Source organism: Nocardia ninae NBRC 108245 (genome assembly GCF_007990755.1).
GTDB classification, from domain to species: domain Bacteria; phylum Actinomycetota; class Actinomycetes; order Mycobacteriales; family Mycobacteriaceae; genus Nocardia; species Nocardia ninae.
In genome coordinates this window covers 1-23,258 of the sequence record NZ_BJXA01000093.1, presented here as the reverse complement: position 1 = coordinate 23,258, position 23,258 = coordinate 1, and the positions used below count along the sequence as shown (strand labels likewise).

The following is a 23,258-nucleotide window of genomic DNA, read 5'->3' as shown; positions in this document are numbered from 1 at the left end:
TAACAGAGTGCCCACTCTATTAACTATGCTGAACAAGTGCCCCGTCCCATCGATCCGCAGCGACACCAGGCCCGACGACTCGAAATCATCGACGCGGGCCTGACCGCCTTCGCCGAGCACGGCTATGCCGGAGCCACCACCGCGATCATCTGCCGCATCGCCGGGATCGGCTCGGGCACCTTCTTCCACTACTTCCCCACCAAGGACGCGCTGCTGGTCGCGATCCTCGAACACAACACCGCGGAGACCCGCGAGTTCTTCGAGCAGCAGGCCGATCCGGACGATCCCCGTCGGGTGGTCCTCGGCTACGTCGAGCACGCCGCCGCCGGGCTGCTGGATCCGCGGGCCGCCGGATTCATCTCCGTCGTCGGCGGCCTCACCCACCGACCGGAGATCGCCCTGGCTCTGCGCGCGGACGACGAAACCGCCCGTACCGCACTGCAAGCCGCCGTGCGCACCGCTCAGCAGGTGCAGCGCGTCCGCAGCGATGTGACAGCCGGACGGCTGGCGGAATGGATTCTGCTGCTGCTCGACGGTTTCGCCGCCAGGGTCGTCACCAGCGACGGCTTCGTCGCCGCACAGGAGATCGACATGCTGAACGAACAGGTGACACTCCTGCTCGACGGTCCGCAGACATCCGATGAACGTCGTCGGGCCGCAGCCCGCCGCGCTGACCACGGCTCCGCACCGATCAGCTTGTAGGCCTTGGTAATCCACCGCTGCGTCCGGTGCCTGGTGCGAGTGATCCGGTCGTGCGCGGCGGGATGCTTTGGGAGACTGCGCTTATCCGATACCGCACGGTCGGCAAGGAGAGCGTATGTCCACGGATACGGTGGGATCACTGACTTTGGCGTTGTTGCTGCTGATCGCCGGCGCCAATCTGTTCGGCCAACTCGCCGCGCTGCTGCGGCAACCCAAGGTCGTCGGCGAGATCGCGGCGGGCATTCTGCTCGGCCCGTCGCTGTTCGGTCTGCTGGCGCCCGATACGGCGGCGCGGATCTTCGGCGACGGCGGCGACGACCCCGCCACGGTGGTGATCGGCTTCCTCTACCACCTGGGTTTGCTGTTGCTGATGTTCGTCTCCGGCGCGAGCGCCCGGAACGTGCTGGGCAAGGAGAACTGGAAGCCGACCGCCTGGATCCTGGGTCTCGGTACGCCGCTGCCGTTCTTCCTGGCCCTCGCGGTGGCCCCGCTGCTGCCGCTGGAGGATTTCATGGGCGACGCGGGCAGCGAGCCCGCGGTGATCCTGGTGTTCGCGGTCGCGACGGCGGTCACCTCGATCCCGGTGATCACCAAGATCTTCTACGACCTGGGCATCTTGCACACCCGGTTCGCCAGCCTCATTCTCGGCGCCGCCGTCGTGGAGGACATCGTGCTCTGGGGCGTGCTGGCGCTGGCCACCGCGATCGCCTCGGCCACGGTGGCCGCGGGCGGTGACGCGCTGGCCGAAACGGTGTCGGTGCATGTGGTGGCCAACGGTTTGTATGTGCTGGTAGCGATGACCATACTGCCGCCGTTGCTGCGCAGGCTCAGCCGCGCCCGCTGGAACGTGCTGGCCGCGCATACCCCGATCGCCTGGATCATGGTGGTCGTCCTCGGCTACGTCAGCGTCGCGGCGGCGCTGGACGTCACGCTGGCCTTCGCCGCGTTCCTCGCGGGCTTCGGCATCGTCGGCGGCATCAAAAGCACCGAGCACCAACGCTTCCGCGTCCCGCTGGAGGCGATCGAACACGTCTCCGCGGCGGTGTTCATCCCGATCTACTTCGCGGTCGTCGGCTACCGGCTCGACTTCACCAAGGGCTTCTCGCCGGTCATGCTGATCGCGTTCCTGCTCGGCTCCTCCGCGGTGGTGCTGCTGTCGACCGGGCTGGCCGCCCGGCTGGCGGGCTTTCGCCGCCTCGACATCGTCAACCTGGCCGTGACGTGCAATGCCCGCGGTGGGCCCGGGATCGTCTTGGCCAGTGTCGCGTTCGACGCGGGCATCATCAACGCCCCGTTCTTCACCACGCTCGTCCTCACCGCGGTGCTGACCTCCCAAGCCTGCGGCGCGTGGCTGGACTTCGTGCTGCGCAAGGGCTGGCCGCTGCTGTCCAGCGAAGGGGCCGAGGAGCAACGCAAACCACCACACCAGTTCGTGCCTGAGTGAGCAGAACCGACTTATGCTGCGTCACACGGCATTACACCGAACGTAGACCCTCGGGCGGTCCAGCACTCAAGCAGGCTGGCCCATTTCGCTCGGGAACTCCGGCCGACCATCGGACGCGGACAGTGTCGGATAGGCGGAGCGCAGCCGTTGGCGGGCAGCTGCGGACGCACCGAGGTGATCCAGCCCGAGCAACGCAGCCCCGAGAACCGGTGGGGCAACGACGATTCGAGGCTCGGCCAGCGGTGCGACCTCGGCAAGCCGGGCCTTCACGTTCTCGACCAGCAGCGGCTGGCGCGCCGCGAGCACGCCACCGCCGAGGATCACCGGGGTCGGCGTATCGAGCAGATCGAGCTTGCGCAAGGCGACCAACGCGAGCCGGGTGATCTCATCGGCCTGCCGATCGATGAGGCGCAACGCGGTCGGATCCCCGGCCTCGGCGGTGGCGAACAGCACCCGGACCAGCTCGTGCAGCCGCTGCTCCGCGAGCTGGCCGAGATGGATCGCCTCGGCCACCGCATTGGCTCCGGCGAGCCCGAAATACGCACCGATAGCAGCGGATAGCGCGGTCGGTTCACCACGACCGTCCTCGGCCCTGGCCGCATGCCACATCGCCTCGGCCGCCATGCCGCCGCCACCGCCCCAGTCGCCGGTGAGCACACCGAGCGCCGGGAAGCGGGCGGTGCGCCCGTCCGGCAGCAGCCCGGCACAGTTGATACCGGCGCCGCAGACCACCGCGACCCCGCGCGGCCCGTCGGTGCCCGCGCGGAGCAGACCGAAGGTGTCGTTGACGACGCCCACCGTCAAACCCCAAGGGCGCGCGGCGATCGCGGCGTGTAATCGCTGTTCCTCGATGGGCAGATCGACATTGGCCATGCACGCGCTCACCCGGGTGGTGAGAATCCCGCCGCGGGTCAATCCGGCCTGCCTGGCCACCGATTCGACCAGCGGCGTGAGCCCCTCGATCGCCTGGCGGGCCCCGGTGCGGTGCGGTTGGTAGCCGCCGCCACGCGCGGCGCCGAGCACCGACCCGTCGATCCCGACCAGCGCCACATCGGTCTTGCTGTTGCCCGCATCGATGGCGAGGACGCCCGGAATCTGCTCGTTCTGTGGGATTTTCATCAGACGCTTCCCCCGCCAACAGTTCACGGTGTTTTTCGGCATGATCACGCCCAGCCCAGGTAGGCGCGGTTATGCGCGATCAGCCGATCGGTCAGCTGGTCGGCCAGCTCGTTCTGGCCGACCAGCGGGTGCGCTAGTAGTGCGCGGAAAACACGGTCGCGACTGCCTTCCAGCGCGGCCTGCACTGCGAGTTGCTCGTAGGCGGTGACATGCGCGATCAGGCCCGCGAAGAGCGGTTCGATCGGGTGCTGCGGCAGTGGGCGCACCCCTGCGGCGTCCACCGCCGCAGGCACCTCGATCACGGCATCGTCGGGCAGGAACGGCAGGATGCCGTCGTTGCGGGTGTTGACCACCTGGACACTGCCGCCGCCGGTGCCGAGCAGCGCGGCGAGCAGTTGTACCGCGGCCTCGGAATAGAAAGCGCCGCCGCGCTTTCCGAGCAGTTCGGGCTTGGTGTCGAGGGTGGGGTCGGCATACATGTCCAGCAACTCCCGCTCGATGGCCGCCACTTCAGCGGCCCGGGACCCGGTGGTCGCGGACTCCTCGACCACCACGTCGTGCTGATAGAAGTAGCGCAGGTAATACGACGGGACGACGCCGAGTCGCTGGATCAGCGGCAACGGCAGCCGCACGTCGGCCGCGATGTCCGCGCCGAAGTCGGCGAGCAGCTTGGGCAGCGCCTCGTAGCCGGTGCCCGCGCCGGGGTGGTCGAGCACGGTGACCCCGCGCACCCAGGTGAGGTGATTGAGGCCGACGTGGTCGAGCCGGATCAGTTCCGGGTCGACGCCCAAGTGCGCGGCGAACTTTCGCTGGAACCCGATCGCGACATTGCACAGGCCGACGGCCTTGTGTCCTGCCGATTGCAGTGCGCGAGTGACGATCCCGACCGGATTGGTGAAGTCGATGATCCAGGCGTCCGGATTGGCCCGGCGCACCTGCTCGGCGATGTCGAGCACCACCGGGACGGTGCGCAACGCCTTCGCCAGACCACCGGCACCGGTCGTTTCCTGTCCGACGCAACCACATTCGAGTGGCCAGCGCTCGTCCTCGTTGCGGGCGGCCTGCCCGCCGATGCGCAGTTGCAGCAGCACGGCATCGGCACCGTCGACCCCGTCGGCGACCGAGGTGGCCGTGCTGACCGTGGCCTGGTGTCCCTGTTTGGCGAAGATCCGGCGGGCCAGCCCGGCGATCAACTCCAGCCGGTCCACGGCGGGATCGATGAGGACGATCTCGCCGATCGGGAGAGTGTCCCGGAGCCGGGCGAATCCGTCGATCAACTCCGGCGTGTAGGTGGAACCACCACCGACTATGCAAAGTTTCAGTGCGCGCATCAGCCTTTGACCCCTGTCAGTGTCACGCCTTCGATGAAGGCCTTCTGTGCGAAGAAGAAAAGGAGGATCACCGGCGCCATCACCAGCAGGGTGGCGGCCATGGTGAGGTTCCAGTTGACGTGGTGGGCGCTCTTGAACGACTCCAGGCCGTAGCTCAGCGTCCAGGCGGCCGGGTTCTCGCTGGCGTAGATCTGCGGCCCGAAATAGTCGTTCCAGCAATAGAAGAACTGGAACAGCGCGACCGCGGCGACGGCGGGCTTGGCCATCGGCAACACGATCCGCAGCAGGATGCGCACTTCACCGCAGCCGTCGATGCGGGCCGCCTCCAGGTAGTCGTCGGGGATGGTCAGCAGGAACTGCCGCAGCAGGAAGATGGAGAAGGCGTCACCGAAGGCCAGCGGAATGATCAACGGCCACAGCGAGCCGGTGAGATGGAACTGCTTGGACCAGATCATGTACATCGGGATGACCGTCACCTGCGGCGGCAGCATCATCATCGAAACAACGGCCATCAGCGCGAGATTGCGACCGCGGAAGCGAAACTTGGCCAGCGCGTACGCCACCGGGATGCTGGAGAGCAGCGTCAGCGCGGTACCGGCCGCGGCGTACAGCAGGGTGTTGCGCCACCAGGTCAGGAATCCGGGTGTCTCCCAAACCTTTACGTAGTTTCCCCAATGCCACTCGGCTGGCCAGAGGTCGGCGGTGAGCGCCTGCCGGTCCGACATCACCGAGGTGAGCAGGACGAAGGCGAACGGCATCAGGAACAGCAGCGCGGCGGCGATGGCGAGCGAGTGCACGGCTACCCAGTGCAGGGCGTCCTTGCGGCGGGCGCCCCTGGCTTCGGCGGTCGGCATGGTGGGCAGCGGGCGGGCGGGAGTCATGGTCATCGCTCAGTCCTCCTGCAGGAAGCCGGATTTGCGCCGCAGCAGCAACGCGGTGAACGCCATCGAGATGGCGAACAGGATCACGGCGACCACGCACGCGGAGCCGATATCGAAGCGCTGGAAACCGAGGTTGTAGACCATCTGCGGCAGCGTCCAGGTGGAACCGTGCGGGTAGCCCGGCACGAACGGCTCACCGGAATTGCCCGCCTTGCCGCTGGCGACCTTGCCCGCCACAATCGCCTGCGTGTAGTACTGCATCGTCTGGATCACGCCGGTTACCACCGCGAACAGCACGATGGGCGTGATGTTCGGCAGCGTGACGTACCGGAACCGCTGCCACGGACCGGCACCGTCGAGCTCGGCCGCCTCGTACTGCTCCTTGGACACGTCCAGCAGTGCCGCCGTGAAGATGACCATCAGGTCGCCGATGCCCCAGAGCGCCAGCATGGTCAACGCCGGCTTGGACCACTCGGGGTCGGTGAACCAACCCGGCTGCGGCAGACCGATGGTGCCGAGCAGGTGGTTCACCGGGCCGGTCCCCGGGTTCAGCAGGAAGGCGAAGGCCATCGTGGCGGCCACCGGCGGGGCTAGGAAGGGCAGATAGAACACGGTGCGGAAGAAGCCGAGCCCAGTCTTGATCTTGGTGACCAACAGTCCGATACCGAGCCCGAAGATCGCCCGCAGCGTCACCATCACCAACACCAACCACAGGGTGTTGCCCAGCCCCCGCCAGAAGAACGGGTACTTGTCGAGGACGTAGGCCCAGTTCTTCAGGCCGGTGAAGGTCGGCGCGGCGAACCCGTCGTACTTCATGAAGGAGAAGTAGAGGGTGGACAGCAACGGGTAGGCGAAGAAGAAGCCGAACCCGAGCAGCCACGGCGCGAGAAATGCCAAGGTGCGCAGGTTTCTACGGCGGCGCTTGTGTTTCAGTGCCGCCGGAGCGGGCCGTTTCGATGCCGCCGGGGTGGGGCGTTCGAGCGTCGGCTCGAGTGCCGCCGGGACGGACGTGCTCGACAGTGCCATCGCTACATCACTTCGCCTGGTCGATCGCCTCGTCGATTTCCTTCGCGGTCGCGGCCAGTCCAGCGGCGAGGTCGACCTTGCCCGCCTCGTAGGAGTAGCCGAAGTTGTTCAGCGAAAGCTGGTACGCGCCACCGTTGATGCTGGCCGGCGTGGTCGAGGAGTTGGGGTTCTTCGCGATGTCGATGAAGGTCTTGAAGTTCGGATCGGCCGTCAGCTTCGGCGAATTCAAGGCCTCGTTGGTGCTCGGCACGTTGTGGATGGCATTGGCGAAGCTGACCAGCGCATCGGTGTTCGTAGCCAGGAACTTCACCAATTCCCAAGCCGCGGTCTGCTTTTGGCTCGACTTGGCGACGCCGATGATGGTGCCGGTCTGGTAGCCGCGGCCGTAGGTCTCGGCCTGGTCGTCGGGCACCGGGAAGGGCGCGGTGGCCCACTCGAAGCCCACCGGGAACTCGGCCAGCGAGGCGGTGCGCCATTCGCCGTCGAGGGACATGGCCACCTGGCCGGTGTGGAAGGGGTTCTTGGCGCTGAACTCCTCGCCGAAGGTGGTGCGGTACCGCTCCAGCTTGTCGTACCCGCCGAGCTTGCCGATCAGCTCTTTCTGCCAGGAGAACATCGCGGCGACCTTGGGATCGGTGGCGACATTCGACTTGCCGTTCGCGTCGAAGTATGTCGCGCCGTACTGACCCAGATAGTGCGTGGGACTGGTCTCGTAGCTGTGGTAGTTCGGCATGAAGCCGAGCTGTTTGTAGCCGTCGCCCTCGGCGATGGTCAGCTTCAGTGCCGCGGCCTCGAACTCGCTGAATGTCTTTGGTGGTGAAGTGATTCCGGCGGCGGCGAAGGCGGTCTTGTTGTAGTACAAGCCATAAGAATCGCTGAGCAGCGGCAGCGCGCACTGGTTGCCCTGGAACCGGCTGTACTCGAGCATCGCGCGCGGGAAGGTCGCGGCGGGGTCGATACCCGACTTCTTCAGGAAGGGATCGAGATCGGCCCAGACGTTGGCGGAGCAGAACTTGCCGACCGAGTCGGTGGTGAAGGAGGAGACCGCGTCCGGCGCGTCCCGGCCGCCGGCCCGCAGCGCCTGTTCGAGCTTGTCGTCGGCGATGTTGGCGACCGCCTTGACGTGGATGTTGGGGTGCAGTTTCTCGAAGGCGGCGATGTTGTCGTTGATCGCCTTGACCTCGTGGTCCTGACTCCAGCCGTGCCAGAACGTGATGGTGACTTCTTTGCCTTGGTCGGAGCCGTCGCTGCCGCCGTTGGAGCTCTGGCCGGTACAGGCGGTGACGAACAGCGCGGCGGACGCGCATGCGGTGAGGGCGGCGAGGATGCGGCGTGTCGTTCTGCGCATGTGCGGTTCTCCTGGGTACTGCTCGAGGTGCGGTGGATCAGTGAGTCGAGAACACGGTGTCCCTCGTGGTGGCCAAGGCGCGTTCCAACGCTCCGTGTAGGACGGGCGACCCGGGTACGGTGCTGGCGCGCACCGCGGGTCGTGCGAAAGTGAGCTCGGTCAGGGCGTCCTCGACCAGCGTGGCCAGCCGTTCGCCGCCGGCCCGTGGCACGTCGCCGCCCAGAATCAGCAGCTCCGGGTCCACCACCGAGACGATCGACGCGATCCCGAGGGCCAGCCTGCTGGCGAACTCGACCAGGAACGCGTCGCCGGACCCCGGCGTCTCCAGGGCCTCGGCGACCACCCGCGCGGCCGTCGGCGCGGACAGGCCGTGCTTCTTCGCCAACGCCAGCACCGCTGGGGCTCCGGCCAATTCCTGAAACCCGCCGGAATTCTTGCGGCGGACGTCGTGCACGATAGGCGCGCCCGGCAGCGGCATGTAGCCGACTTCGCCTGCGCCGCTGTGGAAACCGCGATGCAGCCGACCGGCGATCACGATCGCGGCGCCGACACCGACGCCGGTCCACAGCAGCACGAAGTCCTCGCTGCCCTGCGCCGCGCCGTGCGCCTGCTCGGCGATGGCGGCGAGGTTGACGTCGTTCTCGACCGATACCGAGCAGCCGATGGCCGACTCCAGTTCGGCGACCAGCCGCGGGGAATGCCAGCCGGGAAGGTGTGTGGCGTAACGCAATTTGCCGGTGGCCGGGTCGAGGGCGCCGCCGATGCCGATGACCACCTCGCAGCAGACCCCGTCGCCGATCTCGGCGAGGGTGACCGTCTCGGCGACCGCCTCGCCCACCCTGGTGATGGTCTCGGCGGCGAGCCAGCCCTTGGTGGCGACCTCGTGTTCGGCGAGCACCCGGCCGGTGATGTCGGCGACGGCGATGCGGATCCGATAGGCGGTCACGTCGAGCCCGGCCACATAACCTGCCGTCGGATTCACCTGGTACAGCTGCGCATTCGGGCCGGGCCCGCCCGGCATGGTGCCGACCGGGACCACCAGTCCGGCCGCCTCCAATCGTGACAGCAGCTGAGAGGCGGTCGGCTTGGAAAGGCCGGTGAGCGTGCCGATTTGGGTGCGGGACAGCGGGCCGTTGGCGAGCAGCAGTTCCAGCGCGGCGCGATCGTTGATCGCGCGCAACAGGCTGGGCGTGCCTGCGAGGGTCTGGCGCGTATTCACGTGACGCCCCTCCCCTCACCGCGGCCGGTGAACTATTAGGAAAGTTTCCAATTACTGTGAGGAGGGACACTATGTCCGGTTCGTCTGGCTGTCAATCGCTGTCCGCGTGGCGGATACCCACACGTCACGTGTCGGACGTTGCCGCTGACCTCAACCAACGCTGAGGATCAAGGGTCGTTTCCGAACGTACGACACCGAAGGGACTACTATGCACATTCGCGAAGTAGCAATCGACACAACAGATCTCGATGCGGCGGCCGAGTTCTACCGGGACGCGCTACGCCTTCCGGTCGCGGCGGAACCCGAGCGGGTGACGGTGCAGGTCGGCCTCAGCACGCTCGTGCCGACCCGCGACGCGTCTTCGACGGTGTGCGTCATCGGGAATTTCCCCAGATGATTTCGAGGTCGCCCAGAACTGGGTACGCGGCAAGCCGACGCCGACGCTCCCGCGAGCACCGGCGACGCGCCCCGGCTGCTTCGATCAGCGAAGTGCGGGAAGCTCGTCCTCACCGCTGCGGCGCACATCGAAAGCTGATCAGCGGCGTCGCCGCGCGTAGGTCGCCCGCAGATTGGTGCCGACCTTCTTGGCTGTGGCCTGAGCTTGCTGTCCCCGTTCGGAATCGAGCAACTGCCGGGCGGCCTCGCCGGTGTGTTTGCCCGCGCTCTGGCCCAGGCGACGCAGCTGTGTGGCCTGGGTCGACGCACGCAGCTCGCGGAGGCGTTCGTCCTCGGAAAGGTGTTCGGCGTGTTGCTTCATGGCCTGGGAGACGGCCTGCACGCGTTCGAGGCCGAGTTGCGTGCCACGGTCGATGATCGCCGCGCCCTTGGCCGCCTGCCATGACTTTTGATACAAGCCCGCGCGGACAACCTTCGTGCCCGCGATGCGGTCGATCACGGTGCGACGGCTCGCGCTCGCCACCGGAGCCGCGTTGAGCACGAACGCGAGGACGGCGATGTGCCAAAGAGCAAGGGACAGCACGAACTTGCCTGCGAGCAGGGCGATGCAGGCGGCGGAGTACAAGCCGACATCCACCACGGTGCTCGCCAGCGCCCTGCGGGCCGACTGCCACTTCCCCAGTCTGCCGTGCGGTTCGGCGAGTGCGTGAACTCGGATGTCCAACAAGAACTTTCCGAGCGTGCCACCCTTCCAGAGCAGGCAGGCGAAGTGATATACGAACACGATCAGCACCAGCGCGAGGAACGCCTCGGTGATCAGTAGCAGGATTTCACCGAAGACGTCCCAGCCGAACGCCTTACCCGCGCCGCCCCAATCTCCGTTGGCGCGGAACAGGTTCCAGCCGCCCGACTGGGCAAGGCCGGGCCAGCCGGACAGGTAGTCGGCGATCCGGTAGTGCGTCACCGAGCCGAGCAGCACCGCAGCCGCCACGATCACAGCGAAGTCGACCGCCCACGCGACTATTCGCCTGTTCGCCGGTGCCGTCTCAGGCGTGGGGATGGGTTCGGCCATGATGTGCACCTCTTCGCAATGCCGGCTGCGCGAGTCCGGAAACCCGCGCGCCGGCGGTTCTGCTTGCGTCTCACAGATTCCTCGGACGAGGCAGGTCGCACAATCGGCCGAACAGCCGACAGAATTGAGACTCGCGGGCTTGCCCTGGGTCAGGCGGAGACTCGCGTCGAGGAGACGGGGCGGACGTCCACGGCCACCCGGCGGCGCGGGGCAGCACGGCGCTGCGCCAAATGCGCGGCCACCACCATGGCATGCGCTGCGATCACGACGGCTGACGCAGTACCGATTCCCACCAGCAGCAGAACCACGACAGATACCGATCCTTCCGAAGCACTGTTTCGACGGCGCGCACTGTGCGTCGCCCGACGGGCTGTATGCCCCGGGTTCGGTAGGCCAAACAGTGTGTGACCCACGACACAATAGCCCGGCAACTTCGCGCAGCAGCCCACCGGTGCGGTCGTAGCCTGGGGCCATGATCACCTGTGTTGTGGAGTATGTGATCGATCCCGCGAAGATCGATGCGTTCGAGCGTTTCGGCCGCCGGTGGATGGAGTTGGTCGAGCGGCACGGCGGCACGCATCACGGCTATTTCCTGCCCGCGGAAGGCGCCAGCGACAAGGCGATGGCGTTGTTCAGCTTCGCCGGCCTCGGGGCCTACGAGCAGTATCGGGCGCTGTTCGGTGTCGATCCCGACTTCATCGAAGCCGATCGCATCCGCGACGAGAGCGGCTGTGTGCTCCGGTACGAGCGCACCTTCATGCGGCCGCTGCTTCCCGAAAGAGGCTAGTCCCGAGTGACCTGCGGTTCGGTGCCACCGGGGAAAGCCGGACGTTGGGCGGCGAGATACTCGGCCTGGATCTTGTAGTAGCGGGAAGTGGCGCCGTAGGCGGTGTAGAACACGAAGCCGCGGGTTTCCGGGTCGGCGAAGGGGGCTTCCTCTACGAAGCGGGCCAGTACCGGGTCGAGGTGGGTCGGGAAGGTCGCGGCCGTGCAGCGCAGCGGGAAGCAGATGCGTTGCATGCGTGGCGAAGTCCAGGAGAACGTGCGGTACAGGTTGAAGGTGCGGCCGAGCAGCGCCAGTTCCTCGTCGGTGGCCGGCACGAAGTCGAGGTCGGCCAGGATCGTGCTGATGTCGGCGGCGGTGAGTTGGCCCGCTTCGAACACCTGCGAGTACAGGTTCATGGTGCGGGCGGCGAAATCCACGCCGAGGATGCCGATTCGGCCGCCGTAGCGCGACAGGTGCGCCGCGTGCGCGCGGGCGGATTCGGGCATGCCGGGAAAGGCGAGTATCCGCTCAACGCTGATTAGTTCGGGGAAGATCAGCCAGATTTTCTCCACGCCGCCGGCGAGCGCGACATCGACGCCCGCGCGTACGGGCACGGCCGCACAGATCTCGGCCAGCAGCTGTTCCATCGGATGGCCGGTGTAGGTGAGCAGTCCGGCGTCGCGCAGGGTCTGGATGAGCTCGGTCGGTTCGCCGGGATGCATCACCCGCGCGTTGACCTGCCGTTCGGGGACAGGGTGGGTGGTGGTTCGCACGGCGACGAAGGAGCCGGTCCACAGATCGGACAAGGTATCCAGCACCGGATCCAGCACCGCCGGGTCGTAGCGAACCTCTGCCAGACGGGCGTATTCCCGCAGGTGCTGTCGGAAGCGATCGAGAGTCGGAACGGCGGATGTGCGCATGAGTCACCTCGAATACCTAACCGCCACAGGCGGTCCGCAGCCGCCGATGGCTCAGGAACAAGAATGTCGAACACAATGCCTTGGGCACAGGATAGTCGCGTGGTGGCGCGGGGTCCGAGTTTTCTGCGGTATTGCCGCGACGACGGCTGCCGCGGTCTCCGATCAGTCCGGACCGCTGTGGCGGACATGGACGGGCACGTCGTCGGCCCACGGCTGGCGGGTCACCATGTCGGCGACGTAGACGTCCCCACGCTCGAACTCGCCGGTGGCGGCGTCGACGAGCCGATACTCCTGCGTCCCTTGGTGAATCGGCTGGGCGTCGAGCAGCACGACACGGACTTCGCCGGGCTCGAACCGGCATCGTTCCTGCATGGCGGCGATGAGTTGCTCGTTGTGCAGGTGGCCGTCCCCGAAGTTCCAGCCGAGCGCGGTGCTGCAGATGCGCTCACCGTCGGTGATGGTGTACTCGTCCTCGCGCCCGGGCGGCATGGCTCGATGCACGAGGGTGAACAGCGCGCGGCCGTGAGTGTTCATGGCACGGAAGGCATATCCCATGAACATCGGGATCTGCGCCCGGTCTTTACCGTAGAACCGCTCCAGCTGTGCCTGCGGCATGCTGGCGATCGCGACGATGCCGCTGCTGATCTTCGCGGCGGCCGACGGTTTGATGCACCACAACGTCGTGTCCCAGTTGCCTGCGTAGTAGCGCATGCCGGGCAGGAACGAGATCTTGCGCGGGAACAGGTTTCCGGCGATGACGATGCCGGCGATCACCAGGAACAGCACCGTCACCGGCAGCGGATTCTGCAGGCTGCCGAGACCGAGGTCGGCGTGCGCGACGAACAGCACCAGCACGCCGAAGATCATGAAGACGTTCCACTCCAGCGGCACCCCCATGGGAACGGCGGTCAGGATCGTCAGGTGGAAGCCGATCATCACGATCGCCGCGATCGTGGTCGGCAGACCACCGTGCGAGAAGAAGAGCACCAGCGGGACGCACATCTCGACGGCGGTGCCACCGTGGGCGAAGATGCGGGAGAGTCGCCCCGGGCGTAGGTCGTCGGGGAAGTCCTCGAAGAACTTGCGCTTCAGCGACTTTCGCCGGAAGACCGGACTGTTGGACATCATGGTGGACACCACGAACGGGAAGTGTTTGTTCAGCTTCGAGGTCGCCGCGCCCATCCAGATCACCACGAAGACGATCTTCGCGGCGACGATCATGTCGGCGCCGGCGAACAGGAAAGTGACTGCCAGCGTGGCATACACCTCACCCCGCGCCGCCAGGAAGATCACCTTGTCGCGCAACCCGATGATCGCGAGCAGGCCGAGCACCGTCGCGATCTGCCAGACCGGCAACAGTCCCACTGTCGTACCCAACTCCGGTACCGGACCGGCCCCGTTGGACATCACCGCGATCGACGTCATCGCCAGCAACGCCGCGTACAACGCGACATCCACCGGCGTACGAGTGGTTCCGCTGGTCAACGGGACCCGATCAGGCCACGGCGGCAAGCGAATCGTCTTGGGCCGCAACCAATACAGGATCGAACCGAGCGGCGGAAAGAACCTGTTGTTCAACGGCCCGAACCCACACCCGAGCCCGACCACCTCGAACAGCAACGTATACAGCACGACCTTCTGGAAGACGATCGGCTCCGACCACCAGTCCCCCACGCTCGTGAACCCATCGATGCCCTTGGTGGACAACACGATCAGCCAGCCACCGAGCACATACAGGCCCACCTTGCCCGCATAGAACAGATGCAGCGCGACCGGCGTCCCGAACCCCACCTCGGCCCAATGCCGGGCCATCGGCCGAATCCGTTCGCTCCGAGTGCCTTTGCTCCACTCCGCCATATCGACCACCGGCAGGTCGGGTTCCAGAAACCCCATCGAGCACTCTCCGATTCGACGACACCGAGGCACCCACCCGAATCAGGGACCTCGCGGTCCTTCGATACGTTGACAGGTCAGCAATGCCGTGTCAACGGCCCGTCCCAAGATCAGCCCGTCCTACTGGACACGTGATCACGGGGAACTGAGGCTGTCGCCCACTCGACCGACGCCAGCACCATTTCCTCATGATCAATTGACCAGCAGGGACCGGCGTCGAAGGCCGGCGGCGCTGGATGGGACTTCGACACAGGGCGTAGGGCCTAGCGGCGGTGGTTACCGAGGGGGAGGTCGAGTTCGGCGGCTTTGACGAGGGTGTGGTCTGGGCGGGCTGATTCGAGGGTGAATCTGGCGGCGCGGCCGGTGATGTCGAGGGAGGCGATGGAGTTGCCGAAGTGGGGGCCGGTGACTTTTTGCCAGTGGACCGGGTCGGGTGAGATGCCGCGGCGGGCGGCGTGGCGGCGCAGTGCCGCGGCGATGGGGGTGGCCCAGGACAGGGTGAAGGCGGGGCGGAAGATTTTGGGTGGGTCGTTGTGGACCGGCGAGCACACCAGTTGCAGCACTTCGGATTTCGTCGGTTGCGCGTAGGTGGCGCGGGCGGCGTAGCTGTGGTGGACGTCGCCGGACAGCACGCAGATGGTGCTCGGTGCGTCGGGTGCGGTGCCGAGCCGGTGGATCAGTCGAGCCAGCCGTTCGAAGGAGGCGCGGAAGGCCGGCCAGTGCTCCAGATCGGCTGCCTGCCTGACCTTCTCACCGAGTCGGCCGCGCCAACCCGGCTGGCTCGCCGCGCGCTCGTTGAGCGATTGCAGGTAGCTGAGCGCGTGCGGCATCAACCAGGGCAGCGACGAGCCGATGAGCAGGTGGTCGTAGTCGCCTGCGGCGTTCTCCTCGATCCAATCGAACTCGTCGGAGCCGACCATGAGCCGCTGACCGTCGAGGATGCGTCCGCTGCGGGTGTCGATCACCAGCAGCCGGATCCGACCGAAGTCGCGACGGTAGCTCCAGCGGGTGGGTTTGCGGCCGTCGACCTCCTTGTCGGCCTCCTCGGCGAAGTCCTCCAGCAGATCCTGCACGTCGACGCCCGCCTCGGTCACCTTGCTGTACAGCAGGTTTCGCGCGAGCTCGTCCGGGCCCAGGTTGCCGATGTGCTGATATACCCAGTACGACGCGAGCCCGGCGCGAATGCGCTTACGCCACCACGGCTTCTCCGCCATCCGCTCCCGCCAGGTCCGCGAGGTGTTCCAGTCGTCGCGCACGTCGTGGTCGTCGAAGATCATCGAGGTGGGCACGTTCGACATCAGCCAGCGAATCTCCGGGTCCGACCACGACTCGTGGTACAGCTCGCCGTACTCGCGGAACGACGCCACCTCGCCCGCGGGCTCCTGCCCGGCGCGCCGCTGCGCCAGCCACTCCTTCATCCGAGGTGTGGGCTCGTCGGCGTACACCTGATCCCCGAGTAGCAGCAGCGCATCCGGCCAATCCTGTTCGGGCAGGCCCTGCATCCGCATCGCGTACGCGTCCAAGGCGTCGGGCCCGAGCTTGTCCGGTGTCATCTCCTCGGGCGTCGCCTTGGCCGCGCGGCACGAACCGAAGATAATCTTCTCGACCACGTGCGTGCGAATCCGGCATGGCGGCAACGGGGACGCCGGTTCCGGCCAGGCGACCACGCCGTCCAGCGCCACCTGGTAGGGAATGGACGAATCTGATTCCAGCCCGTCGACGACTATCAGCGCGAAATGCTGCTCCCCCACCTGAAATGTCCGCGCCCGCCGACCGAGTACGTCCACTTCGCACGCGCCGTCCGTCTCTACCCAGACCGTCGCCGAGGTCGCATCCACATGCCGCAAAACCGGGCCCAAAACCAACTCAGCCATACCAGTCGACGTTACTTCGTTCAGCGCCACCGAGGTTGGCAAGTGCGTTCAGCGGATACCGATCTGCGACCGGGTAAGCGTCCCGTGATCGACGCGCCCACTGATGTGACAGCGCGACACCGACCGGCTCGGTCGGTAATGATGTTGTCTCATGGTGGATTACGCGATGATTTTCGACCGGGTTCGGGGATCTCTGCTGGGTGGGGCGGTCGGGGACGCGTTGGGGTGGCCCATCGAATTCCAGACGCTGACGCAAATTCGCGATCGATACGGCGCGGACGGAGTGACGGGATTTCTGCCGCAGCACGATGACGGTGCGCCGCAGCAGATTACCGACGACACGCAAATGACCTTGTTCACGGCGGAAGGCTTATTGCGGTCGGTGCCGGGCACCGACCCCATGCCTGCGCTGCGCCGGGCATATCTGCGCTGGTTACAGACTCAGCAGGCGGAAGGTCCGGCAGCAGACAGTGACGGCTGGCTGATGAGTCAGCCATTTCTGCACGCGGTGCGGGCGCCGGGGAACGCGTGCATGTCCGGACTCCGCAGACAGGCGCTGAGTTATCTTGCGCCGGAGCCGTTCGGCGCAAACGGGCCGGTGAATTCGCACTCCAAAGGCTGCGGCACCGTCATGCGGTCCGCGCCGTTCGGGCTGGCGGGAATGGGGACTGAGCATGCGTTCACGACCGCGGCGCGGGCCGCGCAGTTGACCCACGGACATCCCACGGGTTATCTCGCCGCGGGAGCGTTCGCGGCGCTGGTGGATCGGGTGGTGAGCGGGATCAAGTTACCGATAGCGGTGCGGGAGACCATTGCTCAACTCACCGACATTCCGGAGAGTGCGGAGACAATCGACGCGTTGACGCGAGCGGTCACGTCGGCCGAGGACGCGCCCGCCGCCGAACAGGTCGAGCAGATAGGCGGCGGATGGATCGCCGAGGAGTGCCTGGCTATCGCCGTGTACTGCGCCATGCAGGCGGCCCGGACCGGTGATGTGCGGGCAGCACTTCTGCTGTCGGTGAACCACTCCGGTGACTCCGATTCCACCGGCGCGGTGGCAGGGAACCTGATCGGTGCGATGCACGGTGTCTCCGCACTGCCGATGGACTGGGTGTCCACGGTGGAGGGGCGCGACGTGCTGATTCAGGTGGCCGATGACCTCGTCATGAACTTCGGCGTCGGCGATCGGTCCGCACTCGCCGCGCGATACCCGGTCGACGAGGGGCTATAACAAGGCCCGCGTACATCTGAGCGGTAAGCGCGACGTCGTAGTGATCCGAGCTGTCGTACTACCAGTCGACGGCGCCGAGCTCGTGCAGCTTGCGGAACACCAGCATCGACCCGGGCGCCACATGCTCCATCGCGGCGTACTCGCTCACCGTGAAGTACCGCAGCTCCGCGATCTCACTGGTCGGCTGCGGGTCACCGTCGAGTTCCGCGGTGAAGCACGTCATGTGCAGCTGGGTGCCGGACGCGTGTCCGTACGCCTCAGCCAGGAACACACCGAGCTCGTCGCAGGACACGACGCCGACGCCGAGCTCCTCCCTGACCTCGCGATGCAGTGCCAGTTCGGGCGTCTCGCCGGGGTCGATCTTCCCGCCCGCCATGTAGAAGACTTCCTTGCCGATCGATCGCGCCTGCAGCAGACGACGATCCCTGACGTGGGCCAACGCGGCTGTGCGAATCACCGGCCCCACCCTACTTTTCCGGCCCGGGAGCGGGTCGACCGGTCGGCGCCCCAAACCCGGTCGGCAACCATTAGGGTGGCGGAGCGAAACTGTTCGAGCGGCGAGAAGCACGGGGGCACATAGGTGAACACCACGCAGGACGACTGGTCGAGTCTCCCGTCGGAGTCGCAGCGCGCCGCGCACAATCGCAAGGTTCTCGTCGGATTGGTGACGGGCGGTGTGCTTTTCGCCCTCGTCTCGGCGCTGTGCGTGGGGATCGTGGCGCAAGATCTGACCAAAGATGTCGTCGGTACGCCGAAGCCGGTGCAGAACTCCGCGCAACTCCCTGGCGCTCCCGCTGGCGTCACCGACACCGGCGCGGTCCGGATCGGCGATCCCGGCGCGCAGGTCGTGGTCCGCGTCGTCGCCGACTTGCAGTGTCCCGCATGCCAAATGTTCGACCGCGCCAACGCCAGAGTGCTCCAGGAGGCCGCGGCCAGCGGTTCGGCCATCGTCGAATACAACGTCATCTCGTTCCTGGACCGGGCCTCGACCAATCAGTACTCGTCCCGTGCGGGCAACGCGTCGTTCTGCGTCGCCGAGGCGGACCCGTCGAAGTACCAGGGCTGGCTGGTCGCGATGTTCGACAACCAGCCCGCCGAAGGTGGTGACGGCCTCGCCGACGAACGGCTGATCGAGATCGCCAGGGAGTCGGGATACGCCGATGCCGCAGTGGCCCAATGTATTACCGAGCGCAAGTACGACTCGTACCTGCGGGCGAAGACCAAAGAGGTACTCGCGGGCGGGGTCAACTCCACCCCGTCGGTATTCGTCAACGGTCAGCAGATCGCCGACGCGGAGCATCTGTTCGCCCCCGACGGGCTCGGTCCGCTGATCAGCGCCACGCGGTAGTAGCCGGTCGAACAAGAACCTGCCCGAATTGCCGCTTTGCCGAACTTGTTTCGGTGGGATCCGCTAGCTTGCTCGCTATGAACTCACGCTGGGGCGCCGCGCTCGCCATCTCCGTCCTATCGTTGTCCGGCCTGGTTGCCGGCACTGCCCCGGCCTCGGCGGGCCCTCCCGTGGTGACGTGCGCCTTCACGCCGACCCCGGACAACCCGGCGGCCCGCCCGGTGCTGCCACCGCCGCCGGTCGCCCTGGCCGTGGGCACGATGGACGTGACGTTCCAGTTCAACTACGGCCCGGTGACCGTGCGACTCGATCGCGCGGGCGCCGCCCCGTGCGGCGTGCAGAACATGGCGAGCCTGGTGCTGCAACGCTTCTACGATCAGAGCCAATGCTGGCGGCTGACCGACAGCGCCCGCCTCGGCGTCCTGCAATGCGGCGACATCTACGAGGTGGAGAAGGGCGGTCCCGGTTACCAATTCCCCGACGAGGTGAACGGCACCGAAACCTACCCGCGCGGCACCGTGGCGATGGGTAACCAGGGGCCGGGTACCAACGGCAGCGAATTCTTCATCGTGCACTCCTTCGCCAACATTCCGGCGAACTACTCGGTGCTCGGGCAGGTCGTGCGCGGCATGGACGTGCTGGACCGGATGGTCGCCGCCGGCATCACACCCACCGAGCGCGGGCCGCGCGACGGGCTGCCGGCCGAGCCGGTGGTGATCACCAACGCCCATCTGGGCTAGCCGGTTCGCGTTGTCCCCGCTGCCGAGCTGATCGGTTGGTACAGGCAGGTTGTTTAAGCCACACTGGTCAGCTGGCTGAGGGGGCGTGAATGGCGGATATTCCGGAGTGGTCGAAGCAACTTCCGTGGGGAGTGCGGATCGAATGGGGCTCGGCAGGCGCGCGAGCGCTCGGGCCCGACAGTGCGGCGCTCGTCGTGGTCGATGTGCTGTCGTTCACGACCTCGGTGTCGGTTGCGGTCGAGGCTGGGACGCGGGTGTTCCCCTATCCGTGGCGCGACGAGACAGCCGCGGCGTTCGCGGCGAGCCGGGACGCGCGGCTGGCGGTCGGACGTCAGAAGGCGTCCGCTCAGCAGCCGTGGTCGCTGTCTCCCGCGGCGTTGCAGCGGGCGCCAGCCCCGGCCCGGCTGGTGTTGCCGTCGCCGAACGGGTCGGCCATCTCGGCGTCCGTCAGTGGCGTGCCGGTGATCGCGGCCTGCCTGCGGAACGCATCCTCGGTCGCCCGGTGGCTGGTCGAGCAAGGTTGGGGCAGCACGGAGCGGCCGATCGCGGTGATCGCCGCGGGTGAGCACTGGCCGGGACAGGACGTGCTGCGACCGGCGATCGAAGACTGGTTCGGCGCTGCCGCGGTCATCTCTGCCCTTGCTGAGCACGGCGCCGGGCCGCTGTCATCGGAAGCTTCGGCGGCCAAGACTTGCTACGACGCGACCGCCGACGTCGCACAGCTGATCACCGAGTGCGCCTCGGGCCGTGAATTGGCGGCGATCGGGTTCGCCGACGATGTCGCCGTCGCCACCGAAATCGACGTGAGCAAGACGGTTCCGGTGCTGGTCGACGGCTCATTCGTCGACGCGTCGGCCGTCGACGCGGCACACTGGTGACGCAAGTGTGACGTCCCGCTGGGCGGGGACTTTCCGAACCGGGTCGCGGGTTATACGTGGGGCCGATATGAGGAGGTCATGTGGCACAGGAATACAACAGGAATCCCGCGGCCGTCGCCGCCCTGTCACCTGAGCAGTACCACGTCACCCAGGAGAACGGGACAGAACGGGCGTTCACCGGCGAATACTGGGATAATCACGAACCCGGTATCTACGTCGATGTGGTGTCCGGTGAGCCGTTGTTCGCGTCGGTCGACAAGTTCGACAGCGGATCGGGATGGCCCAGTTTCACCAAGCCGATCGACGCCGGGAACGTGGTCGAGAAGCGGGACTTCAGCCATCTGATGATTCGCACCGAGGCGCGTTCGGCGCACGGCGGCAGCCATCTCGGGCACGTGTTCACCGACGGGCCGCGCGAGGCAGGCGGCCTGCGGTATTGCATCAATTCCGCGGCACTGCGGTTCATCCACCTCGATAACCTCGAGGCGGAAGGTTACGGACAGTACCGGACCCTGTTCACGAAGGAGGACGCGTGACCGACACACGCAAGGCGATTCTGGCCGGCGGATGCTTCTGGGGCATGGAGGATCTGATCCGCAAGCAGCCGGGGGTGTTGTCGACTCGGGTCGGCTACACCGGTGGAAAGAATGACAACCCCACCTATCGCAACCACCCGGGCCATGCGGAAGCCGTGGAGATCATCTACGACCCGGCGCAGACCGACTACCGGGCGCTGCTGGAGTTCCTGTTCCAGATCCACGATCCGACCACCAAGGACCGCCAGGGCAACGACATCGGTACCAGCTACCGGTCCGCGATCTTCTACCTCGACGAGGAGCAGCAGCGGGTTGCGCTGGACACCATCGCCGATGTGGACGCCTCGGGTCTGTGGCCCGGCAAGGTGGTCACCGAGGTGACCCCGGCGAGCACGTTCTGGGAGGCCGAGCCGGAGCACCAGGACTACCTGGAGCGCTACCCGGACGGATACACCTGCCACTTCCCCCGTCCCGGGTGGAAGTTGCCGAAGCGGGAGACCGCCGCGCAGTAGATCGCGGGCGGAAGGCCTTCGGGCACAAGATAACTGACTGACGAACTACCGACTGCGCCACCTCGACGAGGTGGCGCAGTCGCCGTATATGGTTCGCGCAGGAAAGCTGCTACTGCTCAGCGTCGAACAGCACCAATGGCCCCGCGCTGATCCAATGCTGCACCGGGGTGGTCACACAGTCCTCGTTGAGATGGTTCAGGTCGGGCATCGACTGAACGAACGAAACATAGTGGTAGGGCCCGAGGTTGCCTTCCATATAGTTCTCGGCACCGACGCTGACATAGGTGGCGGGTCCGTCGAGTTGCAGCACCCCGCCATCCGTCGTCGGCAGCCGGACCGTGACATACCCGTCGCCACCATCGGTGAGGCAGGTGCCGGTCCCACCGAACCCGGGCCGAGTGCCAGTGGTGACATCCGCATCCCACACTCCCGGCTTGCTCGGATCCAGCTCGCGGCCACTCAGCTGCCCGGAGCAGTTGATCGAGAGCCCCCTGTTGCGGATCTGCTGCCGCGACGGGTTCAGCCCGATGCCCGGCGGTAGCGCGGACTCCTTCCCTGCGAGGAAGCAGACCGCGGTGCCCACCGGCGCGGCAGACGCGCCTGACGATGGAAACATGGCGATGCCGGTGCTGGACAGCAATAAAATAGCGAAGAACGCTGAACGATTCATGATCCCCCTCCTGTCCCGATACTAGGACCACTTCCGTTACCACCGTGGACAATTGGCCCGACGCGAACGTGCACACACCACCGCCGACCAGCACCGAGCAAGGAGATAGATGGACAGCGAATTCGACTCCCGCACCGTCGAACTCATGCGTGCGAACGAACGCAACTGGGACGCGCGGACCCCCATCCACGCGGCCTCCCAGTTCTACGGTGCGGACGGCACCATCCCCGCGGAATGGTGGTTCGCCCCGTTCGAATGGGATGACTTGGGCGCCTTGCCTGGTCGCGAACTGGTCCATCTGCAATGCCACCTCGGTACCGAGACGATCGCCTTCGCCCGCCACGGCGCACGTGCCGTCGGGCTCGACTTCTCCGGCCAGGCCGTCGAACACGCTCGCCGCATCGCCGAGCACCATGGCGTCGACATCGACTACGTGCGCTCCGACGTCTACGACGCGGTAACTGCCTTGGGCGCCAACCGATTCGACATCGTCTACATCGCCAAAGGATCGCTGTGCTATCTACCGGACCTCGATCGGTGGGCGGCGGTGGTGGCCGAGCTCTTGCGGCCCGGCGGCCTGGCGTACATCGTCGAGTTCCACCCGGTGCTCACCTCGTTGGGGCCCAAGCCGGAGCCGGACCGGCAGGAGTTGTTGCTGCGCAACGACTACCTGGAAGGGCGCGGCGCGGTCGAGCACAACAGCGTGCACACCTACACCGACGGCCCGGCCCTACCTGCCGACGCGAGCCCGGTCTACGAATGGGCGCACGGTCTCGGCGAGGTGGTCACCGCGTTGATCGATGCGGGGTTGATCATCACCCGACTGCGGGAGACCGAACTGCTGCCGTGGCCAAGATTCGAACGCATGGTTCGCGACAAGGACAGCGGATGGTGGCGGCTCCCCCCTGCTGACGCCCGTATTCCGCTCCTGTACGCCGTGGCGGCGACCAAGGCTCCCTAGCTCGCCGGGAGCGCCGAACGGTTCGGTATCGGAACGCTGCGAGGAACGGTGGCGGGGTCGGCGAGGGCTGCGCGGCGGGCGAATTCGATGACGCCGAGGAGGGTGGCGTCGGTGCCGAGGCGGGCCGGGGTGACGGCTGGTTCGATGTCGGGGACCAGGGCCTGGCGGCCGGCGAGCTGGCGTCGGATCGATGGCTCGAGCCATGGAAACCATTGCGCGAGTGTGCCGCCGAGGATCACTTCGTCGATGTCGAGCAGCGCGGTGATGGACAGGATCGCGGTGCCCAGGGCTCGGCCGGCGAGATCGGCTGCCGCGCGGGCGCGTTCGTCGCCGCAGTCGAGTGCCTGGGTCAGCTGGTCGGCGGCGGGGCCGAGCCCGTTGCGCCGCAACA

24 protein-coding genes are annotated in these 23,258 nt (G+C 66.6%); 11 read left to right on the top strand and 13 right to left on the bottom strand.

From position 1 onward, the window contains the following. The first annotated feature begins 36 nt into the window (after positions 1-36). Positions 37-702 (top strand): TetR/AcrR family transcriptional regulator, encoded by a 666-nt coding sequence (locus NN4_RS38845; RefSeq protein ID WP_186818839.1) that lies wholly within the window; start codon positions 37-39, stop codon positions 700-702. Between the two features lie 115 nt (positions 703-817). Continuing rightward, the gene (locus tag NN4_RS38840) at positions 818-2,146 is read left to right on the top strand and encodes a cation:proton antiporter (RefSeq protein ID WP_147141745.1); all 1,329 of its coding nucleotides are present in this window, start codon (positions 818-820) and stop codon (positions 2,144-2,146) included. A 66-nt stretch (positions 2,147-2,212) separates the two neighbouring features. Here the strand turns inward: NN4_RS38840 and NN4_RS38835 are convergent, their stop codons facing one another. The 6 genes from NN4_RS38835 to NN4_RS38810 are packed head-to-tail and all read right to left on the bottom strand — an operon-like array spanning position 2,213 to position 9,070. Continuing rightward, complete coding sequence (locus NN4_RS38835) at positions 2,213-3,265, bottom strand: N-acetylglucosamine kinase (protein ID WP_107660393.1); 1,053 nt, start codon at positions 3,263-3,265, stop codon at positions 2,213-2,215. Positions 3,266-3,309: 44 nt separating this feature from the next. Further along, positions 3,310-4,596, bottom strand: coding sequence for a 6-phospho-beta-glucosidase (locus tag NN4_RS38830; RefSeq protein WP_222595245.1), 1,287 nt, complete (start codon positions 4,594-4,596; stop codon positions 3,310-3,312). Next, positions 4,596-5,483 (bottom strand): carbohydrate ABC transporter permease, encoded by an 888-nt coding sequence (locus NN4_RS38825; protein WP_147141742.1) that lies wholly within the window; start codon positions 5,481-5,483, stop codon positions 4,596-4,598. Before NN4_RS38825 ends, NN4_RS38830 begins: the two co-directional genes overlap by 1 nt. Before the next feature lie 3 nt (positions 5,484-5,486). Continuing rightward, positions 5,487-6,503 carry a carbohydrate ABC transporter permease gene (locus NN4_RS38820; protein ID WP_147141739.1) on the bottom strand — a complete coding sequence of 339 codons (1,017 nt, stop codon included), beginning with the start codon at positions 6,501-6,503 and terminating at the stop codon, positions 5,487-5,489. Between the two features lie 7 nt (positions 6,504-6,510). Then, on the bottom strand, positions 6,511-7,851 hold the full coding sequence (locus NN4_RS38815) for an ABC transporter substrate-binding protein (protein ID WP_147141736.1): 1,341 nt from the start codon (positions 7,849-7,851) through the stop codon (positions 6,511-6,513). Positions 7,852-7,888: 37 nt separating this feature from the next. Further along, complete coding sequence (locus NN4_RS38810) at positions 7,889-9,070, bottom strand: ROK family transcriptional regulator (protein WP_147141733.1); 1,182 nt, start codon at positions 9,068-9,070, stop codon at positions 7,889-7,891. A 208-nt stretch (positions 9,071-9,278) separates the two neighbouring features. On the opposite strand from NN4_RS38810, the gene NN4_RS38805 reads away from it, so the two are divergent. Next, a complete protein-coding gene (locus NN4_RS38805) occupies positions 9,279-9,467 on the top strand; it encodes a VOC family protein (RefSeq protein WP_147141730.1) in 189 nt (62 codons plus the stop codon). A gap of 138 nt (positions 9,468-9,605) precedes the next feature. On the opposite strand, the gene NN4_RS38800 is transcribed toward NN4_RS38805, so the two are convergent. Next, entirely contained in the window at positions 9,606-10,538 is a 933-nt protein-coding gene (locus tag NN4_RS38800; protein ID WP_186818838.1) for an RDD family protein, read from the bottom strand. Positions 10,539-11,010: 472 nt separating this feature from the next. Between NN4_RS38800 and NN4_RS38795 the strand changes: the two genes are divergently transcribed. Beyond that, complete coding sequence (locus NN4_RS38795; RefSeq protein WP_147141724.1) at positions 11,011-11,325, top strand: NIPSNAP family protein; 315 nt, start codon at positions 11,011-11,013, stop codon at positions 11,323-11,325. Here NN4_RS38795 and NN4_RS38790 read toward each other — a convergent pair. The 3 genes from NN4_RS38790 to NN4_RS38780 all read right to left on the bottom strand — a co-directional run bounded on the left by NN4_RS38790 (position 11,322) and on the right by NN4_RS38780 (position 15,991). Then, positions 11,322-12,224 carry an aromatic prenyltransferase gene (locus NN4_RS38790; protein WP_147141721.1) on the bottom strand — a complete coding sequence of 301 codons (903 nt, stop codon included), beginning with the start codon at positions 12,222-12,224 and terminating at the stop codon, positions 11,322-11,324. The two genes, NN4_RS38795 and NN4_RS38790, sit on opposite strands and share 4 nt — an antisense overlap. A gap of 162 nt (positions 12,225-12,386) precedes the next feature. After that, positions 12,387-14,117: a DUF3556 domain-containing protein gene (locus NN4_RS38785; RefSeq protein WP_147141718.1), complete on the bottom strand. Its 1,731-nt coding sequence runs from the start codon at positions 14,115-14,117 to the stop codon at positions 12,387-12,389. A 263-nt stretch (positions 14,118-14,380) separates the two neighbouring features. Then, positions 14,381-15,991, bottom strand: a complete 1,611-nt coding sequence (locus NN4_RS38780; RefSeq protein WP_147141714.1) for an alkaline phosphatase D family protein — start codon at positions 15,989-15,991, stop codon at positions 14,381-14,383. 151 nt (positions 15,992-16,142) lie between these two features. Here NN4_RS38780 and NN4_RS38775 point away from each other — a divergent pair, with 151 nt between their 5' ends. Then, positions 16,143-17,222: an ADP-ribosylglycohydrolase family protein gene (locus NN4_RS38775; RefSeq protein WP_147141711.1), complete on the top strand. Its 1,080-nt coding sequence runs from the start codon at positions 16,143-16,145 to the stop codon at positions 17,220-17,222. A gap of 58 nt (positions 17,223-17,280) precedes the next feature. On the opposite strand, the gene NN4_RS38770 is transcribed toward NN4_RS38775, so the two are convergent. Next, positions 17,281-17,679, bottom strand: a complete 399-nt coding sequence (locus tag NN4_RS38770; RefSeq protein ID WP_246181326.1) for an NUDIX hydrolase — start codon at positions 17,677-17,679, stop codon at positions 17,281-17,283. Positions 17,680-17,802: 123 nt separating this feature from the next. Here NN4_RS38770 and NN4_RS38765 point away from each other — a divergent pair, with 123 nt between their 5' ends. From NN4_RS38765 to msrA, 5 genes are all read left to right on the top strand, one after another. Continuing rightward, a complete protein-coding gene (locus tag NN4_RS38765; RefSeq protein WP_147141703.1) occupies positions 17,803-18,570 on the top strand; it encodes a DsbA family protein in 768 nt (255 codons plus the stop codon). A gap of 77 nt (positions 18,571-18,647) precedes the next feature. Continuing rightward, positions 18,648-19,310: a peptidylprolyl isomerase gene (locus tag NN4_RS38760; protein WP_147141700.1), complete on the top strand. Its 663-nt coding sequence runs from the start codon at positions 18,648-18,650 to the stop codon at positions 19,308-19,310. A gap of 89 nt (positions 19,311-19,399) precedes the next feature. Then, complete coding sequence (locus NN4_RS38755) at positions 19,400-20,188, top strand: 2-phosphosulfolactate phosphatase (RefSeq protein ID WP_147141697.1); 789 nt, start codon at positions 19,400-19,402, stop codon at positions 20,186-20,188. An 80-nt stretch (positions 20,189-20,268) separates the two neighbouring features. Continuing rightward, positions 20,269-20,724 (top strand): peptide-methionine (R)-S-oxide reductase MsrB, encoded by a 456-nt coding sequence (msrB, locus tag NN4_RS38750; RefSeq protein WP_107656227.1) that lies wholly within the window; start codon positions 20,269-20,271, stop codon positions 20,722-20,724. A gap of 44 nt (positions 20,725-20,768) precedes the next feature. Continuing rightward, positions 20,769-21,236, top strand: a complete 468-nt coding sequence (msrA, locus tag NN4_RS38745; RefSeq protein WP_147141769.1) for a peptide-methionine (S)-S-oxide reductase MsrA — start codon at positions 20,769-20,771, stop codon at positions 21,234-21,236. Between the two features lie 109 nt (positions 21,237-21,345). Here the strand turns inward: msrA and NN4_RS38740 are convergent, their stop codons facing one another. Further along, entirely contained in the window at positions 21,346-21,906 is a 561-nt protein-coding gene (locus NN4_RS38740) for a hypothetical protein (protein WP_147141695.1), read from the bottom strand. 109 nt (positions 21,907-22,015) lie between these two features. On the opposite strand from NN4_RS38740, the gene NN4_RS38735 reads away from it, so the two are divergent. After that, the gene (locus NN4_RS38735) at positions 22,016-22,867 is read left to right on the top strand and encodes a class I SAM-dependent methyltransferase (RefSeq protein ID WP_147141692.1); all 852 of its coding nucleotides are present in this window, start codon (positions 22,016-22,018) and stop codon (positions 22,865-22,867) included. Here NN4_RS38735 and NN4_RS38730 read toward each other — a convergent pair. After that, on the bottom strand, positions 22,864-23,258 hold a 395-nt coding region (locus NN4_RS38730; protein WP_186818836.1), incomplete at its 5' end, for an ROK family protein. The genes NN4_RS38735 and NN4_RS38730 overlap by 4 nt on opposite strands.

Coding starts and splice junctions, on each gene's coding strand:
- NN4_RS38795 (WP_147141724.1), top strand. CDS start 11,011: ATGATCACCTGTGTTGTGGAGTATGTGATCGATCCCGCGAAGATCGAT.
- NN4_RS38760 (WP_147141700.1), top strand. CDS start 18,648: ATGAACTCACGCTGGGGCGCCGCGCTCGCCATCTCCGTCCTATCGTTG.
- NN4_RS38830 (WP_222595245.1), bottom strand. CDS start 4,596: ATGCGCGCACTGAAACTTTGCATAGTCGGTGGTGGTTCCACCTACACG.
- NN4_RS38775 (WP_147141711.1), top strand. CDS start 16,143: ATGGTGGATTACGCGATGATTTTCGACCGGGTTCGGGGATCTCTGCTG.
- NN4_RS38790 (WP_147141721.1), bottom strand. CDS start 12,224: ATGCGCACATCCGCCGTTCCGACTCTCGATCGCTTCCGACAGCACCTG.
- NN4_RS38800 (WP_186818838.1), bottom strand. CDS start 10,538: ATGGCCGAACCCATCCCCACGCCTGAGACGGCACCGGCGAACAGGCGA.
- NN4_RS38785 (WP_147141718.1), bottom strand. CDS start 14,117: ATGGGGTTTCTGGAACCCGACCTGCCGGTGGTCGATATGGCGGAGTGG.
- NN4_RS38805 (WP_147141730.1), top strand. CDS start 9,279: ATGCACATTCGCGAAGTAGCAATCGACACAACAGATCTCGATGCGGCG.
- NN4_RS38815 (WP_147141736.1), bottom strand. CDS start 7,851: ATGCGCAGAACGACACGCCGCATCCTCGCCGCCCTCACCGCATGCGCG.
- NN4_RS38835 (WP_107660393.1), bottom strand. CDS start 3,265: ATGAAAATCCCACAGAACGAGCAGATTCCGGGCGTCCTCGCCATCGAT.
- NN4_RS38820 (WP_147141739.1), bottom strand. CDS start 6,503: ATGGCACTGTCGAGCACGTCCGTCCCGGCGGCACTCGAGCCGACGCTC.
- NN4_RS38740 (WP_147141695.1), bottom strand. CDS start 21,906: ATGAATCGTTCAGCGTTCTTCGCTATTTTATTGCTGTCCAGCACCGGC.
- NN4_RS38755 (WP_147141697.1), top strand. CDS start 19,400: ATGGCGGATATTCCGGAGTGGTCGAAGCAACTTCCGTGGGGAGTGCGG.
- NN4_RS38825 (WP_147141742.1), bottom strand. CDS start 5,483: ATGACCATGACTCCCGCCCGCCCGCTGCCCACCATGCCGACCGCCGAA.
- msrA (WP_147141769.1), top strand. CDS start 20,769: ATGGAGGATCTGATCCGCAAGCAGCCGGGGGTGTTGTCGACTCGGGTC.
- NN4_RS38840 (WP_147141745.1), top strand. CDS start 818: ATGTCCACGGATACGGTGGGATCACTGACTTTGGCGTTGTTGCTGCTG.
- NN4_RS38735 (WP_147141692.1), top strand. CDS start 22,016: ATGGACAGCGAATTCGACTCCCGCACCGTCGAACTCATGCGTGCGAAC.
- NN4_RS38780 (WP_147141714.1), bottom strand. CDS start 15,991: ATGGCTGAGTTGGTTTTGGGCCCGGTTTTGCGGCATGTGGATGCGACC.